The organism is Pseudomonas sp. BGA-UO-ETr-WB11, from assembly GCF_059567785.1.
Genome location: NZ_JCAQOS010000004.1, coordinates 1 through 18,949, shown reverse-complemented (window position 1 = coordinate 18,949; position 18,949 = coordinate 1). Strand labels below are relative to the sequence as shown.

At 61.4% G+C, this 18,949-nt stretch carries 14 protein-coding genes and 5 tRNA genes; 6 read left to right on the top strand and 13 right to left on the bottom strand.

The window, feature by feature from the left end; genetic code table 11:
- Positions 1–41: 41 nt before the first annotated feature.
- Positions 42–2,936 carry a sensor domain-containing protein gene (locus AC56DI_RS03215; RefSeq protein ID WP_496344916.1) on the top strand — a complete coding sequence of 965 codons (2,895 nt, stop codon included), beginning with the start codon at positions 42–44 and terminating at the stop codon, positions 2,934–2,936.
- Positions 2,937–2,939: 3 nt separating this feature from the next.
- On the opposite strand, the gene AC56DI_RS03210 is transcribed toward AC56DI_RS03215, so the two are convergent.
- The 11 genes from AC56DI_RS03210 to AC56DI_RS03160 all read right to left on the bottom strand — a co-directional run bounded on the left by AC56DI_RS03210 (position 2,940) and on the right by AC56DI_RS03160 (position 10,978).
- Entirely contained in the window at positions 2,940–3,899 is a 960-nt protein-coding gene (locus AC56DI_RS03210) for a tRNA dihydrouridine synthase (protein ID WP_496344915.1), read from the bottom strand.
- A 241-nt stretch (positions 3,900–4,140) separates the two neighbouring features.
- Entirely contained in the window at positions 4,141–4,584 is a 444-nt protein-coding gene (locus tag AC56DI_RS03205; RefSeq protein WP_496344914.1) for an acyl-CoA thioesterase, read from the bottom strand.
- On the bottom strand, positions 4,581–5,228 hold the full coding sequence (locus AC56DI_RS03200; protein ID WP_324521710.1) for a bifunctional 4-hydroxy-2-oxoglutarate aldolase/2-dehydro-3-deoxy-phosphogluconate aldolase: 648 nt from the start codon (positions 5,226–5,228) through the stop codon (positions 4,581–4,583). Before AC56DI_RS03200 ends, AC56DI_RS03205 begins: the two co-directional genes overlap by 4 nt.
- A gap of 5 nt (positions 5,229–5,233) precedes the next feature.
- Complete coding sequence (gene edd / locus AC56DI_RS03195; protein WP_496345250.1) at positions 5,234–7,042, bottom strand: phosphogluconate dehydratase; 1,809 nt, start codon at positions 7,040–7,042, stop codon at positions 5,234–5,236.
- 45 nt (positions 7,043–7,087) lie between these two features.
- A complete protein-coding gene (locus tag AC56DI_RS03190) occupies positions 7,088–7,786 on the bottom strand; it encodes a 6-phosphogluconolactonase (protein WP_496344913.1) in 699 nt (232 codons plus the stop codon).
- Positions 7,787–7,959: 173 nt separating this feature from the next.
- Positions 7,960–8,035, bottom strand: a tRNA-Glu gene (locus AC56DI_RS03185).
- A 46-nt stretch (positions 8,036–8,081) separates the two neighbouring features.
- A tRNA-Ala gene (locus tag AC56DI_RS03180) sits at positions 8,082–8,157 on the bottom strand.
- 49 nt (positions 8,158–8,206) lie between these two features.
- Positions 8,207–8,282 (bottom strand) — tRNA-Glu (locus AC56DI_RS03175).
- Between the two features lie 56 nt (positions 8,283–8,338).
- A tRNA-Ala gene (locus AC56DI_RS03170) sits at positions 8,339–8,414 on the bottom strand.
- A 133-nt stretch (positions 8,415–8,547) separates the two neighbouring features.
- Positions 8,548–10,032 (bottom strand): glutamate--tRNA ligase, encoded by a 1,485-nt coding sequence (gene gltX, locus AC56DI_RS03165; RefSeq protein ID WP_496344912.1) that lies wholly within the window; start codon positions 10,030–10,032, stop codon positions 8,548–8,550.
- Positions 10,033–10,087: 55 nt separating this feature from the next.
- Positions 10,088–10,978: a LysR family transcriptional regulator gene (locus AC56DI_RS03160; RefSeq protein ID WP_496344911.1), complete on the bottom strand. Its 891-nt coding sequence runs from the start codon at positions 10,976–10,978 to the stop codon at positions 10,088–10,090.
- A gap of 107 nt (positions 10,979–11,085) precedes the next feature.
- Here AC56DI_RS03160 and AC56DI_RS03155 point away from each other — a divergent pair, with 107 nt between their 5' ends.
- Genes AC56DI_RS03155 through AC56DI_RS03145 form a run of 3 tightly spaced genes read left to right on the top strand, consistent with a single transcriptional unit; the run spans position 11,086 to position 14,621 of the window.
- Complete coding sequence (locus AC56DI_RS03155) at positions 11,086–12,132, top strand: HlyD family secretion protein (protein WP_324521717.1); 1,047 nt, start codon at positions 11,086–11,088, stop codon at positions 12,130–12,132.
- Complete coding sequence (locus AC56DI_RS03150) at positions 12,122–13,684, top strand: MDR family MFS transporter (protein ID WP_496344910.1); 1,563 nt, start codon at positions 12,122–12,124, stop codon at positions 13,682–13,684. The genes AC56DI_RS03155 and AC56DI_RS03150 overlap by 11 nt, the downstream gene beginning before the upstream one ends.
- 40 nt (positions 13,685–13,724) lie before the next feature.
- Positions 13,725–14,621: an EamA family transporter gene (locus AC56DI_RS03145; RefSeq protein ID WP_496344909.1), complete on the top strand. Its 897-nt coding sequence runs from the start codon at positions 13,725–13,727 to the stop codon at positions 14,619–14,621.
- 26 nt (positions 14,622–14,647) lie between these two features.
- Here the strand turns inward: AC56DI_RS03145 and uvrB are convergent, their stop codons facing one another.
- Positions 14,648–16,663, bottom strand: a complete 2,016-nt coding sequence (gene uvrB, locus AC56DI_RS03140; protein WP_496344908.1) for an excinuclease ABC subunit UvrB — start codon at positions 16,661–16,663, stop codon at positions 14,648–14,650.
- Between the two features lie 184 nt (positions 16,664–16,847).
- On the opposite strand from uvrB, the gene AC56DI_RS03135 reads away from it, so the two are divergent.
- A complete protein-coding gene (locus AC56DI_RS03135) occupies positions 16,848–18,044 on the top strand; it encodes an amino acid aminotransferase (protein WP_496344907.1) in 1,197 nt (398 codons plus the stop codon).
- Between the two features lie 108 nt (positions 18,045–18,152).
- Positions 18,153–18,228 (top strand) — tRNA-Asn (locus AC56DI_RS03130).
- Between the two features lie 109 nt (positions 18,229–18,337).
- On the opposite strand, the gene AC56DI_RS03125 is transcribed toward AC56DI_RS03130, so the two are convergent.
- Positions 18,338–18,676 (bottom strand): ComEA family DNA-binding protein, encoded by a 339-nt coding sequence (locus AC56DI_RS03125; RefSeq protein WP_496344906.1) that lies wholly within the window; start codon positions 18,674–18,676, stop codon positions 18,338–18,340.
- Positions 18,677–18,949 lie beyond the last annotated feature (273 nt).

Genomic DNA, 18,949 nt, shown 5'->3' with positions numbered 1-18,949 from the left:
GCAAGCACACCCGCCGACCCTAACCAATGGACAACACCTGCATGAGCACACTTGACCTGCCCCGCGAACCCGCCAGCCACGATGAAGCCCTGCGCGCGAGTGAGGACAAGTTTGCCAAAGCGTTTCGCACCACGCCCGACACCATGGTCATCACCGACCGTGCCAGCGGCGTGTTTATCGAGGTCAACCCCGCCTTCGAGCGTCAATTTGGCTGGAGCCAGAGCGAAGCCGCCGGACGCACCTCCAGCGACCTGAACATCTGGAACAGCCTCGCCGATCGCCAGCGCATGCTTGATGCACTGGCGATCGACGGCCGCCTGGACAGCCTGGAAGTCGAGCTGCACCACCGCGACGGTCGCACCAGCATCAACCTGCTGTATGGCGCCGAGTGCCAGATCGACGGCAATACCTGCCTGATTCTGACTGTGCGTGACGTCACCCGCCAACGGCGTCAGGAACAAGCCCTGCAGGACAGTCAGGAGCGCCTCAGCCTGGCCCTTGAAAGCGCCGAGCTGGGACTCTGGGACTGGCAGCTGCGCAGCGATCAGATCTACGCCTCGGCCCGCGCCAGCAAACTCCACGGGCTCGCCGAACAGCCCTATGACGGGCCGATTGGCGGTTTCTTCCAGTTCATTCCGGAGGATGAACAGCGCAAGGCGCTGGTCATCTTCCGCCAACTGCGCGACGGCCAGCGTGATGACTTCCGCGTCACCTACCACGCCTGCCATGCCGATGGCAGCACCCGTTACCTGGAGAGCACCGCCAAGCTCTATCGCGACAGCCACGGTCAGCCCTTACGCATGACCGGCGTGCTGCACGACATCACCACCCGCACCCTGCGCGAACAGGCCCTGGCCACCTCCGAAGAGAAATTTGTCACCCTGTTTCAGGCCAGCACCGAGCCGGTGTGCCTGACCCGCCTGCGCGACGGGGCCTTCCTGGAAGTCAGCCCCAGTTTTACCCAGGTGTTCGGCTGGCAAGCAGACGAAGTGGTGGGCAAAACGTCTGAGCAACTCAACCTCTGGCTCGATCGCAGCGTGCGCAATCAACTGCTTGCCACCACAACCCATGAGCAGCGCCTGGATAACGCCCGCGCCCAGTTTCGGCGCAAGGATGGCCAGATCCTGACCTGCAGGGTGTCCGCCCGCCTGATTAAAATGGGCGACGAAGACTGCCTGGCCACCACCTTCCGCGACGAGACCGCACGGGAACTCACCGAACGCGCGCGCCAGCTCAGCGAAGAGAAATTCACCAAGGCTTTCCACGCCTCCCCCGACGCCATCACCATCACCGAGCGCAACAGCGCGCGCTACCTGGAGGTCAACGAGGGCTTCACCCGCCTGACCGGCTACAGCACCGACGAGGTTCTGGGCCACACTGCCCTGGAAATCAATATCTGGGCCGATCCCAGCCAACGGCAAACCCTGCTGGAAACCATCACCCGCGATGGCTTCGTGCGTAACCAGGAAATGCTGGTGCGCAACCACAGTGGCGACCTGCTCACGGTGCAGGTCTCGGTGCAACCGATCAGCATCGACCAGCAGGACTGCCTGCTGCTTATCGCCCGCGACATCAGCGACCTCAAGCAGGCCCAGGCACAGATCCAACACCTGGCCTACCACGACTCCCTGACCAACTTACCCAATCGCGCCCTGCTGATGGACCGCCTGAGCCAGCAGATTTCCCTGCTCAAGCGTCACAACCTGCGCGGCGCACTGCTATTTCTCGACCTCGATCACTTCAAGCACATTAACGACTCACTCGGCCACCCCCTCGGCGATGCCGTGTTGAAGATGGTCACCGCCCGCCTGGAAAGCAGTATTCGCCAGGAAGACACGGTGGCGCGCCTGGGCGGCGATGAATTTGTCGTACTGCTCTCCGGCCTGTCTGGCAGTCGCACTGAAGTTGTCCGCCAGACCCGCGACATTGCCAACAAGCTGCGCCAACTGCTGGCCGCCCCCATGACCCTGGAAGGCCACCGCCTGCAAGTCACGCCCAGCATCGGCATGGCCCTGATCCCCGATCACGGTGACACCCCGGCCGACATACTCAAGCGCGCCGACATTGCCCTGTACCGCGCCAAAGCCTCCGGGCGCAACACCGTGCAGATGTTCCGCCGCAACATGCAAGAAGCCGCCAGTGCCCGCCTGCGCCTGGAGAACGACCTGCGTCTGGCGCTGGCCCGCGGGGAATTCGAGCTGTACTTCCAACCGCAGGTGGATGCCCGCAACGGCCAGATCATCGGAGCCGAAACCTTGCTGCGCTGGATGCACCCGCAACAGGGCGCACAGTCGCCGGCATTGTTCATCGATGTATTGGAAGAAAGCGGCCTGATTGTCGAGGTCGGTGACTGGGTGCTGACCGAGGCCTGCCACGTGTGCGCCGAACTGCTGCAGGCCAAGCTGATTGATGCTGACAACTTCAGTTTGTGCGTCAACATCAGCCCGCGCCAGTTCCGCCAGCCGGGCTTTGTCGAGCGGGTTGAAAGCAGTTTGCGCACGAGCCAGCTGGGCAACTCAATGCTGACCCTGGAGATCACCGAAGGCATCGTCATTCACAATGTCGACGACACCGTCAGCAAGATGCAGCAACTGAAAAAACTCGGCCTCAGTTTTGCCATGGACGACTTCGGTACGGGCTACTCGTCGCTCACCTACCTCAAGCGCCTGCCGGTGGATGTGCTGAAAATCGACCAGTCGTTCGTCCGCGATGCCACCGATGACCCCAACGACGCCGAGATCATCCGCGCCATTGTGGCCATGGCGGTCAGCCTGGGCCTGGAAGTGATTGCCGAAGGGGTGGAGCACGAAGACCAGCTAGCGCTGATCGTGCAGCAGGGCTGTCATCTGTACCAAGGCTACCTGTACAGCAAGCCCCTGCCCCTACCAGACTTCCGCGCCCTGCTTGAACACGCACGCCAGCGCCCGCTGACGTAGAACTCAGGCAGGCTGACAGGCCGGCATATTCAGCAGCAGATCAATACGCTCCAGATCCAGCTCGCGGCGCAGGGCGACAAACAGCGCCATGGCCTCGGGGTAAGTGCGCGTGAGCATGCCTAGCCATTGCTTCAGCCGCCCCGGCGCGCTGCGCACGGTCAGCGTCGCGCGAGCTTGGCGCCAGAACTCCTGCAGCAGTGGCTGCAGCTCAGCCCATGTCATGGGCTGCACCTCTTGCCCGGCCCGCGCCGCGGCGACCTGCACCGCCAGATCGGGGCATGAGACCAGGCCACGGCCGAGCATGATGTCCTCGACCCCACTGATCTCGCGGCAGCGCCGCCAGTCGTCCAGGCACCAGACCTCGCCATTGGCAAACACCGGCACCTTGACCACATCCTGCACCCGCGCCACCCACTCCCAGTGGGCCGGCGGCTTGTAGCCATCGACCTTGGTCCGCGCATGCACGACCAGCTGCGCGGCACCGCCAGCCTCCAGGGCCTGGGCACATTCAATGGCGCTGTGCGGGCTGTCGTAACCCAGGCGCATCTTGGCGGTCAGGGGGATGTCTGCCGGCATGCTCTGACGCACTTCGCGGACGATGGCATACAGCAGCTCCGGCTCCTTGAGCAGCACTGCGCCACCGCGGGAGCGGTTGACGGTTTTGGCCGGGCAGCCAAAGTTGAGGTCAATCACCGGTGCGCCAAGGGTGCAGGCGAACGCGGCGTTATCGGCCAGACACACCGGGTCGGACCCCAAGAGCTGTACGCGCAGCGGCGTACCGGCTGCTGTGCGCGCACCATTGGCCAGCTCGGGGGCAAGTTTCTGAAACGTGGCGAGGGGCAACAGGCGCTCGCTGACACGAATAAATTCAGTCACGCACCAGTCAATGCCGCCAACCTGGGTCAGCACGTCACGGAGGATTTCATCGACCAGGCCTTCCATGGGCGCCAAGGCAATTTGCACGGGAACAACCTGAGAAGCAGACAAGGGGGCGCGATTGTACTGCAGGAGCAAGGCTGCCCGCGCACGCGCTGTGCGAACAGCGGCACTAAGGCATCAGTGTGCGACGGCCAGTTCGATCAGCGCCGCAATGCGGCTCACTTAAGCTTGCACAGGCGTAGCCCGGATGAAATCCGGGGGCTAAGGCACAGAACAACCAGCGCCCCGGATTTCATCCAGGCTACAAAAATGCCGCTCACTTGGATTAAGTGAGCCGCATTGCGCTCAGCGCCCGGCCATAGCCTTGGACAAATTCCACCGGCATACGCTTGGGCTTGCCCGTGGATATTTCGATGCAGACGAACGTGGTGCGCGCACGCAACAGGGTTACCGCATCGTCCGGCCGCCAGAGCTGGAAGTGGCGGGTCATCTTCAGGCGCTGATCGGATTCGACGATCCAGGTGGCCATCTGCAACTGCTGGCCCTCGTAGGCGCTGGCCAGGTAATCGACCTCATGGCGCAACACCGCCATGGCCCGGTCCAGCCGCCGGTACTCGCACAGATCCAGCCCCAGGTGTTGGGAGTGGCGCCAGGCACAGCGCTCCAGCCAACTGACATACACCGCGTTGTTGGCATGGCCGAGGCCGTCAATGTCGTCGGTCTGCACCTGCAGGTCGATCACAAAGGGCTCCGGCCGATCCCAACTCATGGCTGCTCCAGCGCGCTGGCGATGTTGCGCGCCTCGGCCGCCAACTGGGTGATCTGATCCCAGGCACGAGCACGGACCAGGTTGCTCGGCGCAATCCAGGTGCCGCCGACGCAGGCCACATTGGGCAAGCGCAGGAAGCTCAGCAGATTGTCCGGGGTTACGCCGCCCGTGGGGCAGAAACGGATGCCGGTGAACGGCCCCTTGAAGCTCTTGAGCATTTTCACACTGGTGCTGCCGTTGGCCGGAAACAGCTTGAGCGAGCGATAGCCGTATTCCAGCGCCAGCAGCACTTCCGAAGGTGTCATCACCCCCGGCAGATAGGGCAAGCCGGAATCTTCTGCCGCCGCCGCCAGACGCTCGGTGCAGCCGGGGCTGACAGCAAACTGCGCGCCGGCATCGCGTGCTTCGAGAAACTGCTCGGTGTGAATCAGGGTGCCGGCGCCCACCAGCAACTGCGGCAACTCCTTGCGGATCGCCGCCAGGGCGTCCAGGGCCCGTGGCGTGCGCAAGGTCACTTCGAGCACCTCGACGCCGCCGGCGTACAGCGCACCGGCCAGGTCCAACGCCAGGCTGACATCCTCGATCACCAGTACCGGCAGCACCGGGCGAGCGCGCTTCAACACCTGCTCCATTGTCAGCTTCATCCTACTCACTCCCATTCCAAAGTCGTTGCACCCTGATCCGCCGGGCCCACCAGGCGCCGCTGCGCACTGAACAGACTCAGGCCAAAACCGGCCGCCAGCTCTTCTGTCGACGTCGCCGGCTGCCGCGTGGCCAACTCAGCCTCGCTGACTTCCAGCTCCATACGCCCACTCAGCGCATCCAGGCTGATCCAGTCGCCCTCCCGCACCCGCGCCAGCACACCACCGGCAGCGGCCTCCGGAGTCAGGTGCAAGGCCGCCAGGACTTTCCCGGAGGCGCCAGACAAGCGCCCATCGGTGAGCAACGCCACTTTCTGGCCGTTGCGTTGCAAATTGACCAGCAGCGGCATCAGCTTGTGCAGTTCCGGCATGCCATTGGCACGTGGTCCTTGGAAGCGCACCACGAGCACCAGGTCACCTTGCAACTGGCCGGCGTTGTAAGCCTGATGCACAGCAGCCTCGGAGTCGAAAATTCGCGCCGGAGCACGCACCTGCCAATAGGCGGGATCGACTGCCGACGTCTTCACCATCGCCCGCCCCAGGTTACCGCTCAGCAGTTGCAAGCCGCTGTGTACCGCAAAAGGCGCCGCTGCTGGGCGGACGATATCCTCCGCGGGGCTTTGCTCTGGCAAGTCGCGCCAGGCCAGGCGCCCCCCTTCCAGCCAGGGTTCACGGCAATAGGCCGCCAAGCCTTCACCGGCGACAGTTGGCACATCCCCATGCAGCAAACCCGCGCCTAGCAACTCGCGGATTAGCCAACCCGGCCCGCCAGCGGCCTGAAACTGATTCACATCCGCCGAACCATTGGGATACACCCGCGCCAACAAGGGCACGACCGCTGACAACGCGGCAAAATCTTCCCAGGTCAGCTCATAGCCGGCCGCCCGCGCCATCGCTGGCAGGTGCAAGCTGTGATTGGTCGAGCCACCTGAGGCCAGCAGGGCCACCACCGCATTCACCAGCGCCCGTGCATCAATCTGTACACCCAAGGGCAGATAACGCTCGCCCTGGCGACTGTTGCGCGCCACCAGCCGTGCTGCTTCGGCGGTCAGAGCCGTGCGCAAGGGCGTATGGGGATGGACAAAGGCACTGCCCGGCACGTGCAGCCCCATGGCTTCCATCAACAACTGATTGGTGTTGGCGGTACCGTAGAAGGTGCAGGTGCCCTCCTGATGATAAGACGCCAGCTCAGTCGCCATCAGCTCATCACGGCTGGCCGCGCCACGGGCGTAACGCTCGCGCACCGCTGCCTTGTCTTTGTTGGCCAGACCAGAGGCCATAGGCCCGGCCGGCACAAATACCGCCGGTAAATGACCAAAATGCAGAGCGCCAATCAACAAACCCGGCACGATTTTGTCGCAGATGCCCAGGTACAGGCCGCCATCGAAAATCCCGTGAGTCAGGCCAATGGCCGTGGCCTGGGCAATCAGATCGCGGGAGAACAGCGACAACTGCATCCCCGCCTCGCCCTGGGTAATGCCATCGCACATGGCCGGCACCCCGGCGGCGAACTGCGCGGTGGCGCCAGCCTTGGCCAACGCCACTTTCAGTTGATCGGGATAATCCTTGTAGGGCGCATGGGCCGAGAGCAGGTCGTTGTAGCTGGAGATGATAGCGATATGGGGCGAGCCGCCCTGCTTGATAATCAAGCGCGCGGCATCCGGTTGGGCCGCCAGGGCATGGGCCAGATTGGAGCAGCCCAAGCGCAGGCGCGGCTCGCTTTCGGCGGCATGCTGCACGCGCGCCAGATAGCGCCCCCGATTGACCGCAGAGCGCTGCTCCAACGCAGCGGTAACCTGCTCGACAACGACATGCAGCATGACAACTCCCCGTTCAGACCTGTGGGACAGCCAGTGTAACGGCTACGGCGCCCAATAAATGCGCAGCGGCAAACGACCAGCCATCAGCAAGGCATGCAATGGCAGCGCACGACTCTGCGGCGTATCCGCCAGCACCGCATCAATCAACTGTTTTTTGCTTTGCCCAAACGCCAGCAATCCCAACCACTGGGTCTGCAGCAACATTGGCAAATTCAACGACAGGCGTTGCCGCGGCTCACTGGGCGCCTGCGCGCACAAGGCGCCAGGCGCAGCCTGCAGATCAAGCGCTGGCGCCAATCCCGGCATACCGGGAAACAACGAGGCAATGTGACCATCCTCGCCCATACCCAGCAACACCGCAGCAAAGGGCATGCGGGCTTGCAACTGGTCAGCCCAGAGACTCGCAGACGCTTGAGCACTGTCTGCCTGACGCGGGTCGAGGCAAATGGCAGCAGGTAAGCCCTGCTGCAGCAAACGCCAATTGCTCTGTTCGGCATCCGCTGCGACCCAACGTTCATCCGTAGGACTCACGTCGACCCGCGCCCACTCCAACGGCTCAGCCGCCAGCAACGGCAGCAGTTGCTGCGGGCTACTGCCGCCGGGCAGCAACAGCGAGGCACGCGCCTGCACCGACAAAATGGTCGCTATTTGCACCGACAGATCACGTGCCAACTGCCGCACACAGTCGCCACGCTGAGCATGAGCAAGCAACACACTGGGATATTTGACTGCCACTTGCATTCCGTCTGCTGGAAGGTTTCAGGCTACATGATGCGCTTATGCGCGGGCTGCACCCAAGCTGAAGACGGGCAGACCGGCAGAAATAACGAGAGGGGGATTTTTATCCGGCAGAAAAACAAAAGGGCCATCCTATTGGATGGCCCTTCAACCCGAAGACCGGGAAAGTATAAAAATGGCGTCCCCTAGGGGACTCGAACCCCTGTTACCGCCGTGAAAGGGCGGTGTCCTAGGCCACTAGACGAAGGGGACATATCCTTCGAGAAACAATGCTGCGTTATCCGCATTGCTTAGTGATTGGTGGAGATAAACGGGATCGAACCGTTGACCTCTTGCATGCCATGCAAGCGCTCTCCCAGCTGAGCTATACCCCCAGATTTAACGTCTCTCGACCCGCAATACCTAGATACTGCGGTTTGCAACTGGCGTCCCCTAGGGGACTCGAACCCCTGTTACCGCCGTGAAAGGGCGGTGTCCTAGGCCACTAGACGAAGGGGACAAAACCTTCTCTTTGCTACTACTTGAAGCCGAGGTGGCCAGCTTCAAGTCAAGAATTGGTGGAGATAAACGGGATCGAACCGTTGACCTCTTGCATGCCATGCAAGCGCTCTCCCAGCTGAGCTATACCCCCATTCAAGGACGGGGCGCATGTTAAGCGCAGCCCCTACCCTCGTCAACACTTTTTTCAAAAACTTATGTTTATTCTGCAAGCAGAACAACCACTTAACCGGGACCAGCGGCATCTACCGCCGGTCCGCGAGTGCTCAACCGGCAATCGTCGCCAGTTGTTTTTCCCACTCTCTGGTCTCTTTCTTGGAGACGCCACCGAGCATTTCCAAGGCCTGACGCAAACGGAAACGGGTCAGGTCCGGGCCGATAATCTCCATGGCATCGAGCACCGATACTGAACTGGCCTGCCCGCTAATCGCAGCGAACATCAGCGGCATGGCATCGCGCAGTTTCAACTCAAGGGCCTCGACCACCGCCTGAATGCAGCCGGTGATGCGTTCTTTTTCCCACTGGCGCAGTGCTTCAAGCTTCCACAAGATCAACTGCATCACCTGGCGAACCTGCTCGGGCGACAACTTCTTGTGCTCAAACAACTTGGCATCCAGCGGCACGCCACCCGCGAAGAAGAAGCCCGCCAACGGCGCGATCTGGCTGAACGTCTCGACTCGGCCCTGCACATGGGGCGCAATCTGCATCAGGTACTCGGGATTAAACGCCCACTTCTGCACTTCGGCGGCAAAGCGCTCGACGCTCAGCTCGCGCAGCCACTGACCGTTGAGCCAGGAGAGCTTCTCCATGTCGAAGATCGGCCCACCGAGAGACACGCGCTGAATGTCGAAGTGCTCGATCATCTCGTCCAGGCTGAACTTCTCGCGCTCATCCGGCATCGACCAGCCCATGCGCCCGAGGTAGTTGAGCATCGCCTGCGGAAGAAAGCCCATGCGCTCGTAGAAGGTCACCGAGGTCGGGTTCTTGCGCTTGGACAGCTTGCTCTTGTCGGGGTTGCGCAGCAGCGGCATGTAGCACAGCGCCGGCTGCTCCCAGCCAAAATACTCGTACAGCTTGATCAGCTTGGGCGCCGACGGCAGCCACTCTTCGCCGCGCAGCACATGGGTGATGCCCATCAGGTGGTCATCGACCACGTTGGCCAGGAAGTAAGTCGGCAGGCCATCGGCCTTCATCAGCACCTGCATGTCCATGCGGTCCCACGGAATTTCTACCGTGCCACGCAGCATATCCGGCACCTGGCACACGCCTTCGGTCGGCACCTGCATGCGCACCACATGGGACTCGCCGGCGGCGATGCGGCGCTGCGCTTCAGCCGGAGCCAGATGCTGGCAGTGACCGTCGTAACGCGGCGTTTCCTTATTGGCCATCTGCTCAGCACGCACCTGATCCAGGCGCTCGGCGCTGCAGAAGCACGGGAAGGCATGCCCCTTGGCGACCAGCTCATCGGAGTACTTCTTGTAGATTTCGCCGCGCTCGCTCTGCCGGTACGGGCCATGGGGACCGCCTATATCCGGGCCCTCGTCCCACTCAATACCCAGCCAGCGCAGGGAATCGAAAATCTGCTGTTCGGACTCGCGGCTCGAACGCACCTGGTCGGTGTCTTCGATACGCAGGATGAACTGACCGCCATGCTGGCGCGCGAAGCACAGGTTGAACAAAGCGATGTACGCGGTGCCAACGTGCGGGTCGCCAGTCGGGGATGGCGCAATACGGGTACGAACAGTGGTCATGGCAACTCTCAATGCGGCAGATCAAACAATCGGCCAATCTTAACAGGCCGGATACTTAAGGCTCCAGCAAAGGCCCCACCTCGGCCGGCAGACGACTGATCAGAAAGTCCAGAAAGGCTTTGACCTTCATGGCCTGGAAGCGCCGCGAAGGGTACAGCGCATAGATCTCGCTGGTGGGTAAGCAGGCCTGCGGTAACAACTCGAGCAGACGCCCATCCTGCAGCGCCTCACGACAGATCATGTGGGGCAGGCCGACGATCCCGGCACCGGCCAAAGCCGCCTCCCGAGCAAAGGTGATGTTGTTGCAGGCCAGCACCCGCTGGCAGGCAATGCTTTCGCCCTGCACCGGCCAGTAACGCGGCGGATCCTGCGGCAGCAGGATGGCCCTATGGCCCGCCAGCTCGGCCACTGTCTGCGGCGTGCCGTGCTGGGCCAGATAATCCGGACTGGCACACAGGCTGCGACCGGAGGACAGCAGACACCGGGCAATCAAGGTGGAATCCTGCGGCTGACCGACCTGAATAGCGATATCCACCGCCTCCTCCAACGGATCGACCTTGCGCGAAGTGAGCTCCACCTCGGCGGTAATCTGCGGGTACTCGCGCATAAACTCGCCCAGCACCCGACCCAGCAGCAACTGGCCAAATTCGATGGGGGCAGTGATGCGCAGCAGGCCAGACGGCTGCAATTGCAGCTGCATGACCGCCTGCTCGGCCTCGGCAAAATCCAGCATGATCTGCCGGCAGCGCTCGTAATAGGCCTGCCCCACCTCGGTCAGGCGCAGCTTGCGGGTGGTGCGATTGAGCAGGCGCACACCGAGGCGCTCCTCCAGCAAGGCAATCCGCCGGCTGACTGTCGATTTCTGCATCCCCAACCCCAGCGCCGCCTGGGTAAAGCTGTGACACTCGACCACTCGAGTAAAAATCAGCGCGTCATCCAACCCCATGATTGTTTCTCACAAGCAACAAAGTTTCCGAATAGTACCGACTACTTACACTCAGGGAACACTGTTAGATTGGCCAGCTTTTCACCTGCCACCCGCCGAGTCACGCCATGCCTGCCCAATTGCAACGTCGCCTGCTGATTTTTGCCGTTCTGCTGACACTGGTGGTGGGCAGCCTGTTTGCCCACTGGCTGCTGATCGGGCGCTTTATCGAAAGCACCGACAACGCCTACGTGCAGGGTGAAATCACCCGTGTTTCCAGCCAACTGAGTGCCCGAGTTGCCAAGGTGTTGGTAGGCGACAACCAGCACGTGCAAAAAGGCGACTTGTTGCTGGAGCTGGAAGCCGACGATTTCCGCCTGGCTCTCGACCGCGCCCGCGCCGCCCTCGCCACCCGCGAGGCCGAGCAACTGCAAGCGCGCAGCAAACTGACCCAGCAAGCCAGCCTGATTGCCGCCAGCCAGGCCGATGTGGGCGCCAGTGAAGCAACCCTCGGCCGCACCCAGATTGACCTATCCCGCGCCCGCACCCTGCGCAAACCCGGCTATGTCTCGGAAGAACGGGTCACCACCCTGGCTGCCGACAGCCGCATCGCTCGCTCCCAAGTGAGCAAGGCCCAGGCCGACTTGCAGGCCCAGCGCCAACAAGTCGATGCGCTGGATGCCGAGATCAAGCGCCTCGACGCGCAAATCGCCAACGCCCGTGCCGAAGTGGCCCAAGCCGAACTTAACCTAGGCCGCACACAGATCCGCGCCCCCATCAGTGGCTTGATCGGCCAGCGCGCCGCCCGTAATGGCCAGTACGTACAAACCGGCACCTACCTGATGTCTCTGGTGCCAGACGAAGACATCTGGATCCAGGCCAACTTCAAGGAAACCCAGATTGGCCCCATGGCCGTCGGCCAAAGCGCCGAACTGATCTTCGATGCTTACCCCGACACCCCGATCAGCGCCCGCGTCGACAGCCTGTTTGCCGCCTCTGGCGCACAGTTCAGCCTGCTGCCACCGGACAACGCCACCGGCAACTTCACCAAGGTGGTGCAGCGCATCCCGGTGAAGCTGACCTTTGCCGCCGACAACCCGCTCAAGGGCAAAATCCGTCCGGGCATGTCGGTACTGGTCAAGGTCTCGATCAAGGCCGCCAGCGGTGGCCGCTGACCAACTGATTCGCCCCGTCGGCGAACCCAGCCGACGGGACTGGATCGCAGTAATGAGCGCCCTGCTCGGCGCCTTTATGGCGGTGCTCGACATCCAGATCACCAACGCGTCGTTGAAGGACATCCAGGGCGCACTGTCGGCCACCTTGGAAGAAGGCTCGTGGATTTCCACCTCCTACCTGGTGGCGGAGATCATCATGATCCCGCTGACCACCTGGCTGGTGCAGGTGTTTTCGGCTCGCCGCCTGGCGGTGTGGGTTTCGTCGTTTTTCCTGGTGGCCTCACTGCTCTGTTCCATGGCCTGGAGCCTGGAGAGCATGATCGTGTTTCGCGCCTTCCAGGGTCTGACCGGCGGCGCACTGATCCCCCTGGCCTTCACCCTGATCCTGATCAAACTGCCCGAGCATCACCGCGCCAAAGGCATGGCCATGTTTGCCGTCACGGCCACCTTCGCCCCTGCCATCGGCCCGACCTTGGGCGGCTGGCTGACAGAGAATTTCGGCTGGGAATACATCTTCTATATCAACGTGCCGCCCGGCCTGCTGATGATCGCCGGGCTGCTCTATGGCCTGGAAAAAAAAGCCACCCAGTGGCACATGCTCAATACCGCCGACTACGCTGGCATCCTGACCATGGCCATGGGTTTGGGCTGCCTGCAGGTCTTCCTCGAAGAGGGCCACCGCAACAACTGGCTGGAATCCAATCTGATCGTCGTGCTCGGCGCGACAGCGGCCATCAGCCTGATCCTCTTTGTGATTCTGCAATTTTCCCGCGACAACCCACTGCTCAACCTGCGCATCCTCGGTAACCGCAACTTCGGCCTGTGCAGCATTTCCAGCGTTGGCCTGGGCATCGGCCTGTACGGCTCGGTTTACGCGCTGCCGTTGTACCTGGCACAAATTCAGGGCTACAACGCCATGCAGATCGGCGAAGTGATCATGTGGATGGGCGCGCCGCAGTTGCTGATCATCCCGCTGGTGCCGAAGATCATGAAATACATCTCGCCGAAATGGCTGTGCGCCTTCGGCTTTGCCATGTTCGGCATCGCCAACTTTGCCTCCGGGGTGCTCAACCCAGACTTTGCCGGCGATCAGTTGAACCAGATCCAACTGCTGCGCGCCCTTGGCCTGCCTTTCGTGATGGTGACCCTGTCGCTGATCGCCACCGCCTACCTGCGCGTCGAGGACGCCGGCTCCGCCTCCAGCCTGTTCAACGTCCTGCGCAACCTCGGTGGCGCAATCGGCATCGCCCTGATCGCGACGCTGATCGACTCACGGGCAAAAACCTATTTCGACTACCTGCGTGAAGCCCTGGTGCCGAGCAACCCACAGGTCGCCGAACGCCTGCAGCTCTGGAGCGAAACCCTCGGCAGCCAGCAAGCGGCCCTCGGCAAACTCAGCGAGATGACCCACCAGCAGGCCAGCATCATGGCCTACAATGACGCCTTCCATTTTATCGGCATTGCCCTGGGCATCAGCATGCTCGCGGTATTTTTCAGCCGCCAACTGCCGGCCACGGCCACGGCCACCAACGCCAGCAGCGCCGCCCACTGATCATCATCGCCCGCCACTTGTGGGCGAGTACTAGGTAAGCATGTCCCCCCCTGCCCGTTCCCGCAGCCTACTGATTGTCATCGCCTTTGCCGTGGTCTACATCGGCTGGGGCACCACCTACCTGGCCAACCACTTCCTACTGCGCGAGTTGCCGCCTTTCGTGCTCGGCGCCTTGCGCTTCTTTCTCGCCGGCGGCCTGGCACTGGCCTGGACCTTGAGCCAGCCGCGCGCGCCGATACAACGCAGCGACTGGGGCAGCGCGCTGGCCGGCGGCATTCTGCTGATTGCGGTAGGCCAGGGCGCCCTGATTTATGCCAACCAATACCTGCCCACCGGCATTCTGGCGATGCTCTACACCACCCTGCCGCTGTGGAGCGTGGCCCTAGAATGGCTGCTGGGCGAACGTCCGCCGACCTGGGTGCTGATCGGTTTGCTGATCGCCAGCGGTGGCATCGTTCTGCTGATGAGCAACAGCCTCGGCGACGAAGCGAGCACGGCACAATGGTTTGCCGGCAGCCTGGTGGTGCTCGCCACCTTGCTCTGGGCCTGCGGCGCCTGGCTGCTGCGCCAACGCCCGCCGTTCAGCTCCAGCTGGCGGGGCTTGAGCCTGCAGATGCTGATCGGCGCCACCCTACTGGCACTGTTCGGTCTTTGGCATGGCGACTGGCAACACCTGCCCACGGCTAACCTGAGCCGCGAGGCCTGGCTATGGCTGTTGTACCTGGTGCTGCCGGTCAGCCTCGGCGTGTACCCGGCTTATTTCTGGCTGCTGCGCGAAGTGCCGGCCAGCTTGGTGTCGACCTTTGCCTTCGTCAATCCAGTGGTGGCCCTGCTGCTGGGTTACCTGCTGCTCAACGAACAGCTGAGCCTCACCGCCCTGGGCGCATGCCTGGCCATCCTGCTGGGCGTGAGCCTGATTATCTTCGGCCGCCGGTAACGCAAGAGAACACCCAAGCAGCGCGACTACACCTGCAGCAGGCGCTCGCGCAGCTTGTGTATCTCGTCGCGCAACTGCGCAGCGGCCTCGAACTCCAGATCGCGGGCCAGTTGGTACATCTTCTCTTCCATCTGCCGAATGCGCTTGTTGATCTCGCTTGGCGAGCGCAGTTCGTTCTCGTAACGAGCCGCTTCCTCAGCAGCCTTGGCCATGCCGCGGCGCTTGTTACTGCGCGAGCCCGGCACGGTGGCACCTTCGAGGATGTCCTTAACGTCGCGGAACACGCCCTTGGGGGTAATGCCGTTGGCCAGGTTAAAGGCGATCTGCTTGTCACGACGCCGTTCGGTCTCGCCGATGGCGCGCTCCATGGAGCCGGTCATGCGGTCAGCGTAGAGAATCGCCCGACCATTAAGATTGCGCGCGGCGCGGCCGATGGTCTGGATCAGCGAACGTTCGGAGCGCAGGAAGCCTTCTTTGTCCGCATCCAGAATCGCCACCAGCGACACCTCCGGCATGTCCAACCCTTCGCGCAACAGGTTGATCCCCACCAGCACGTCGAAGGCGCCTATGCGCAAGTCGCGGATAATTTCCACCCGCTCCACGGTATCGATATCCGAGTGCAGGTAACGCACACGCACGCCGTGATCACCGAGGTAATCGGTCAGGTCTTCAGCCATGCGTTTGGTCAGGGTGGTGACCAGCACTCGTTCCTCCAGGGCTACGCGCTTGCTGATCTCCGACAGCAGATCATCAACCTGGGTTAGCGCCGGTCGCACTTCGATCATCGGGTCGACCAGGCCAGTAGGCCGCACCACCTGCTCGATCACCCGCCCAGCGTGCTCGGCTTCGTAATTGCCAGGGGTCGCAGAGACGAAAATGGTCTGCGGGCTGATCGCCTCCCACTCGTCAAAACGCATCGGCCGGTTATCCAGCGCCGACGGCAAACGGAAGCCGTACTCCACCAGAGTTTCCTTACGCGAGCGGTCACCCTTGTACATGGCACCGACCTGCGAAACGCTGACGTGGGATTCATCGATCACCAGCAAAGCGTTGTCAGGCAGGTAATCAAACAAGGTCGGCGGCGGCGCCCCGGACTCGCGCCCGGACAGATAGCGCGAGTAGTTTTCGATGCCGTTGCAGTAGCCCAGCTCGACGATCATCTCCAGGTCGAACCGGGTACGCTGCTCCAGCCGCTGGGCTTCAACCAGCTTGTTGTTGGCGCGCAGATACTCCAGGCGTTCTTTGAGCTCGACCTTGATCAGCTCCACAGCCTCAAGCAGCTTCTCCCGCGGCGTCACGTAGTGACTCTTGGGGTAGAGGGTGTAGCGCGGCAGTTTGCGAATCACTTCGCCGGTCAGCGGGTCAAACGCACTGATCGTCTCCACCTCGTCATCGAACAACTCGATGCGAATGGCCTCCAGGTCCGACTCCGCCGGAAAGATATCGATCACGTCGCCGCGCACGCGAAAGGTGGCGCGGGCAAACTCCATGTCGTTACGGGTGTATTGCAGGTCGGCCAAGCGGCGCAGCAAGGCCCGCTGGTCCATTTTGTCGCCGCGATCAACATGCAGGACCATCTTCAGGTACGACTCAGGATCACCCAGACCGTAAATACAGGACACCGTGGTGACGATGATCGCGTCGCGACGTTCGAGCAGCGCCTTGGTCGCCGACAGACGCATCTGCTCGATGTGGTCGTTGATCGAGGCATCCTTTTCGATAAAGGTGTCCGACGACGGCACATAGGCTTCCGGCTGGTAGTAGTCGTAGTAGGAGACGAAATACTCAACCGCATTGTTCGGGAAGAAGCTCTTGAACTCGCCGTACAACTGCGCTGCCAGGGTCTTGTTCGGCGCCAGTACCAGGGTCGGGCGCTGCGCCTGAGCAATCACGTTGGCAATGCTGAATGTCTTGCCGGAGCCGGTCACCCCCAGCAGGGTTTGATGCGAAAGACCGGCTTCCAAGCCTTCAACCATCAAGCGGATGGCCTCAGGTTGATCGCCAGCCGGCTGAAAACGCGTGACCAATTCAAACTGCGACATGCATACCTCGACAAACGCCTGTGACGCATTTGCACAATGGGCGTCAAACCCCGGTGAAAAGCGTGCTGGCGCTGTCGCCGCGCACGTCCTTGGTCGCTATAATAGCGACCCGTCTGCGCAACCCCTAACGCTAGTCGTAGCGAGGTGTTGCATGCCCTCAGTCTTTCTTTAGAGCTGCCGCATAATGAGCCTGTTCTCTGCCGTCGAAATGGCGCCGCGCGACCCTATCCTGGGTCTCAATGAAGCCTTCAATGCCGATCCTCGTACCCACAAGGTGAACCTGGGTGTTGGCGTTTACTTCAACGAAGAGGGTCGTATTCCGTTGCTGCGCGCCGTCGCAGCGGCCGAACAAGCACGCATTGAAGCCCACGCGCCACGCGGTTACCTGCCCATCGAAGGCATTGCCGCCTACGACCAGGCCGTGCAAAAGCTGCTGTTTGGCAGCGACTCCGAACTGCTGGCTGCCGGTCGCGTAGTCACCACTCAATCAGTCGGCGGTACCGGCGCACTGAAAACCGGTGCTGACTTTCTCAAACGCCTGCTGCCGAACGCCGTAGTGGCAATCAGTGATCCAAGCTGGGAAAACCACCGCGCTCTGTTTGAAGCTGCAGGCTTTCCAGTGCAGAACTACAGCTACTACGACGCCGCCAACCACGGCGTGAATCGTGCAGGCATGCTCGCCGACCTTAAGAGCCTGCCACCGCGCTCGATCGTGGTGCTGCACGCCTGCTGCCATAACCCGACTGGCGTCGACCTGAGCCTGGACGACTGGCAAGCCGTACTGGACGTCGTACGCGAACGTGAGCATGTGCCCTTCCTCGACATCGCCTACCAAGGCTTTGGCGATGGCATCGAGCAAGACGCCGCCGCCGTGCGCCTGTTTGCTGATTCTGGGCTGAACTTCCTGGTGTCCAGTTCGTTCTCGAAGTCCTTCTCTCTGTATGGCGAACGCGTGGGCGCCCTGTCGATCGTCACCAACTCGAAGGAAGAGGCTGGCCGCGTTCTGTCACAAGCCAAGCGCGTAATCCGCACCAACTATTCCAACCCACCGACCCACGGTGCAACCGTCGTCGCTAGCGTGCTCAACAGCGTTGAACTGCGTGCCATGTGGGAGCAAGAACTGGGGGAAATGCGCGAGCGCATCCGCGACATGCGTATGGCCATGGTCGAGCAACTGGCCGCTCAGGGCGCCACACGCGACTTCAGCTTTGTTGCTCGGCAACGAGGCATGTTCTCTTATTCAGGCCTTACAGCCGAGCAGGTTGAACGCCTGAAGAACGAGTTTGCTATCTACGCCGTTGGTACCGGTCGCATCTGCGTCGCAGCGCTGAACCGCAACAACCTCGATGCTGTTACGCGCGCCATAGCTCAAGTGATCTAAGCCCTTAAGCTCGAGCAAAACGCCGCTGCGGAGCCGCCCTCCGCAGCGGCGTTTTGCTTAGAGCCGTATTGACTTACCCTTTTGAATCAGTAACATACGCACCGTTGTTCCGCGATAGCTCAGTCGGTAGAGCAAATGACTGTTAATCATTGGGTCCCTGGTTCGAGTCCAGGTCGCGGAGCCAAACACTAAGAGCCCAGTCAATCGACTGGGCTTTTTATTGCCTGAGTTTTATATGCCGACAATAAAAAGACCGCTCAACGAGCGGTCTTTTTGTGAGTCCAGGTTGCAACTTAGTTAATGGTCAGCCTGTCACGATTCTTTTCCAGAATTGCTGCGCCAATACCTTTAACTTCCAACAGATCATCTACAGATGAAAAGGGTCCGTTCGTTGTTCGATGGTCCACAATCGAAACAGCCTTGACCTTGCCAACGCCTAGCAGCTCCCGCTCCAAGGTTTCTGCATCTGCGGTATTGAGGTTTACCTTGGCGCTTTTTGCATCAACAGCATCGGCCGCCTGAACCACTTCAGGCTTGCTGGGCTTGGCAGGAGCTACATCCGCCGCAGATGTAGCCAGCGAGACGCTAGCCAGCAGCGCAAAGAACAGAGATGAAACCTGTATTTTCAGCATTATTAACTCTCCATTTTGTCTTATTAAGCGCGGTACTTCCTTAAACCGTGCAAGATCAAAATAGCCGCTGATGAGTGACTGTCAAAGGCGTAGCGCTCTCCCCACCCAAAGTCAGGCAATATCCCAACCAGCAATCGGTCAATAACTTTTCTTCGCGCAAAGACAAACCCCCGACCATCTTACGATGATCAGGGGTTTGGTGTAGAAGCTTGACGATGACCTACTCTCACATGGGGAAACCCCACACTACCATCGGCGATGAATCGTTTCACT

Excerpts from the sequence above, each read along its gene's own strand:
- AC56DI_RS03215 (WP_496344916.1), top strand. The coding sequence starts at position 42 with ATGAGCACACTTGACCTGCCCCGCGAACCCGCCAGCCACGATGAAGCC.
- AC56DI_RS03205 (WP_496344914.1), bottom strand. The coding sequence starts at position 4,584 with ATGAGTTGGGATCGGCCGGAGCCCTTTGTGATCGACCTGCAGGTGCAG.
- AC56DI_RS03200 (WP_324521710.1), bottom strand. The coding sequence starts at position 5,228 with ATGAAGCTGACAATGGAGCAGGTGTTGAAGCGCGCTCGCCCGGTGCTG.
- AC56DI_RS03190 (WP_496344913.1), bottom strand. The coding sequence starts at position 7,786 with ATGCAAGTGGCAGTCAAATATCCCAGTGTGTTGCTTGCTCATGCTCAG.
- gltX (WP_496344912.1), bottom strand. The coding sequence starts at position 10,032 with ATGACCACTGTTCGTACCCGTATTGCGCCATCCCCGACTGGCGACCCG.
- AC56DI_RS03160 (WP_496344911.1), bottom strand. The coding sequence starts at position 10,978 with ATGGGGTTGGATGACGCGCTGATTTTTACTCGAGTGGTCGAGTGTCAC.
- AC56DI_RS03155 (WP_324521717.1), top strand. The coding sequence starts at position 11,086 with ATGCCTGCCCAATTGCAACGTCGCCTGCTGATTTTTGCCGTTCTGCTG.
- AC56DI_RS03145 (WP_496344909.1), top strand. The coding sequence starts at position 13,725 with ATGTCCCCCCCTGCCCGTTCCCGCAGCCTACTGATTGTCATCGCCTTT.
- uvrB (WP_496344908.1), bottom strand. The coding sequence starts at position 16,663 with ATGTCGCAGTTTGAATTGGTCACGCGTTTTCAGCCGGCTGGCGATCAA.
- AC56DI_RS03135 (WP_496344907.1), top strand. The coding sequence starts at position 16,848 with ATGAGCCTGTTCTCTGCCGTCGAAATGGCGCCGCGCGACCCTATCCTG.
- AC56DI_RS03125 (WP_496344906.1), bottom strand. The coding sequence starts at position 18,676 with ATGCTGAAAATACAGGTTTCATCTCTGTTCTTTGCGCTGCTGGCTAGC.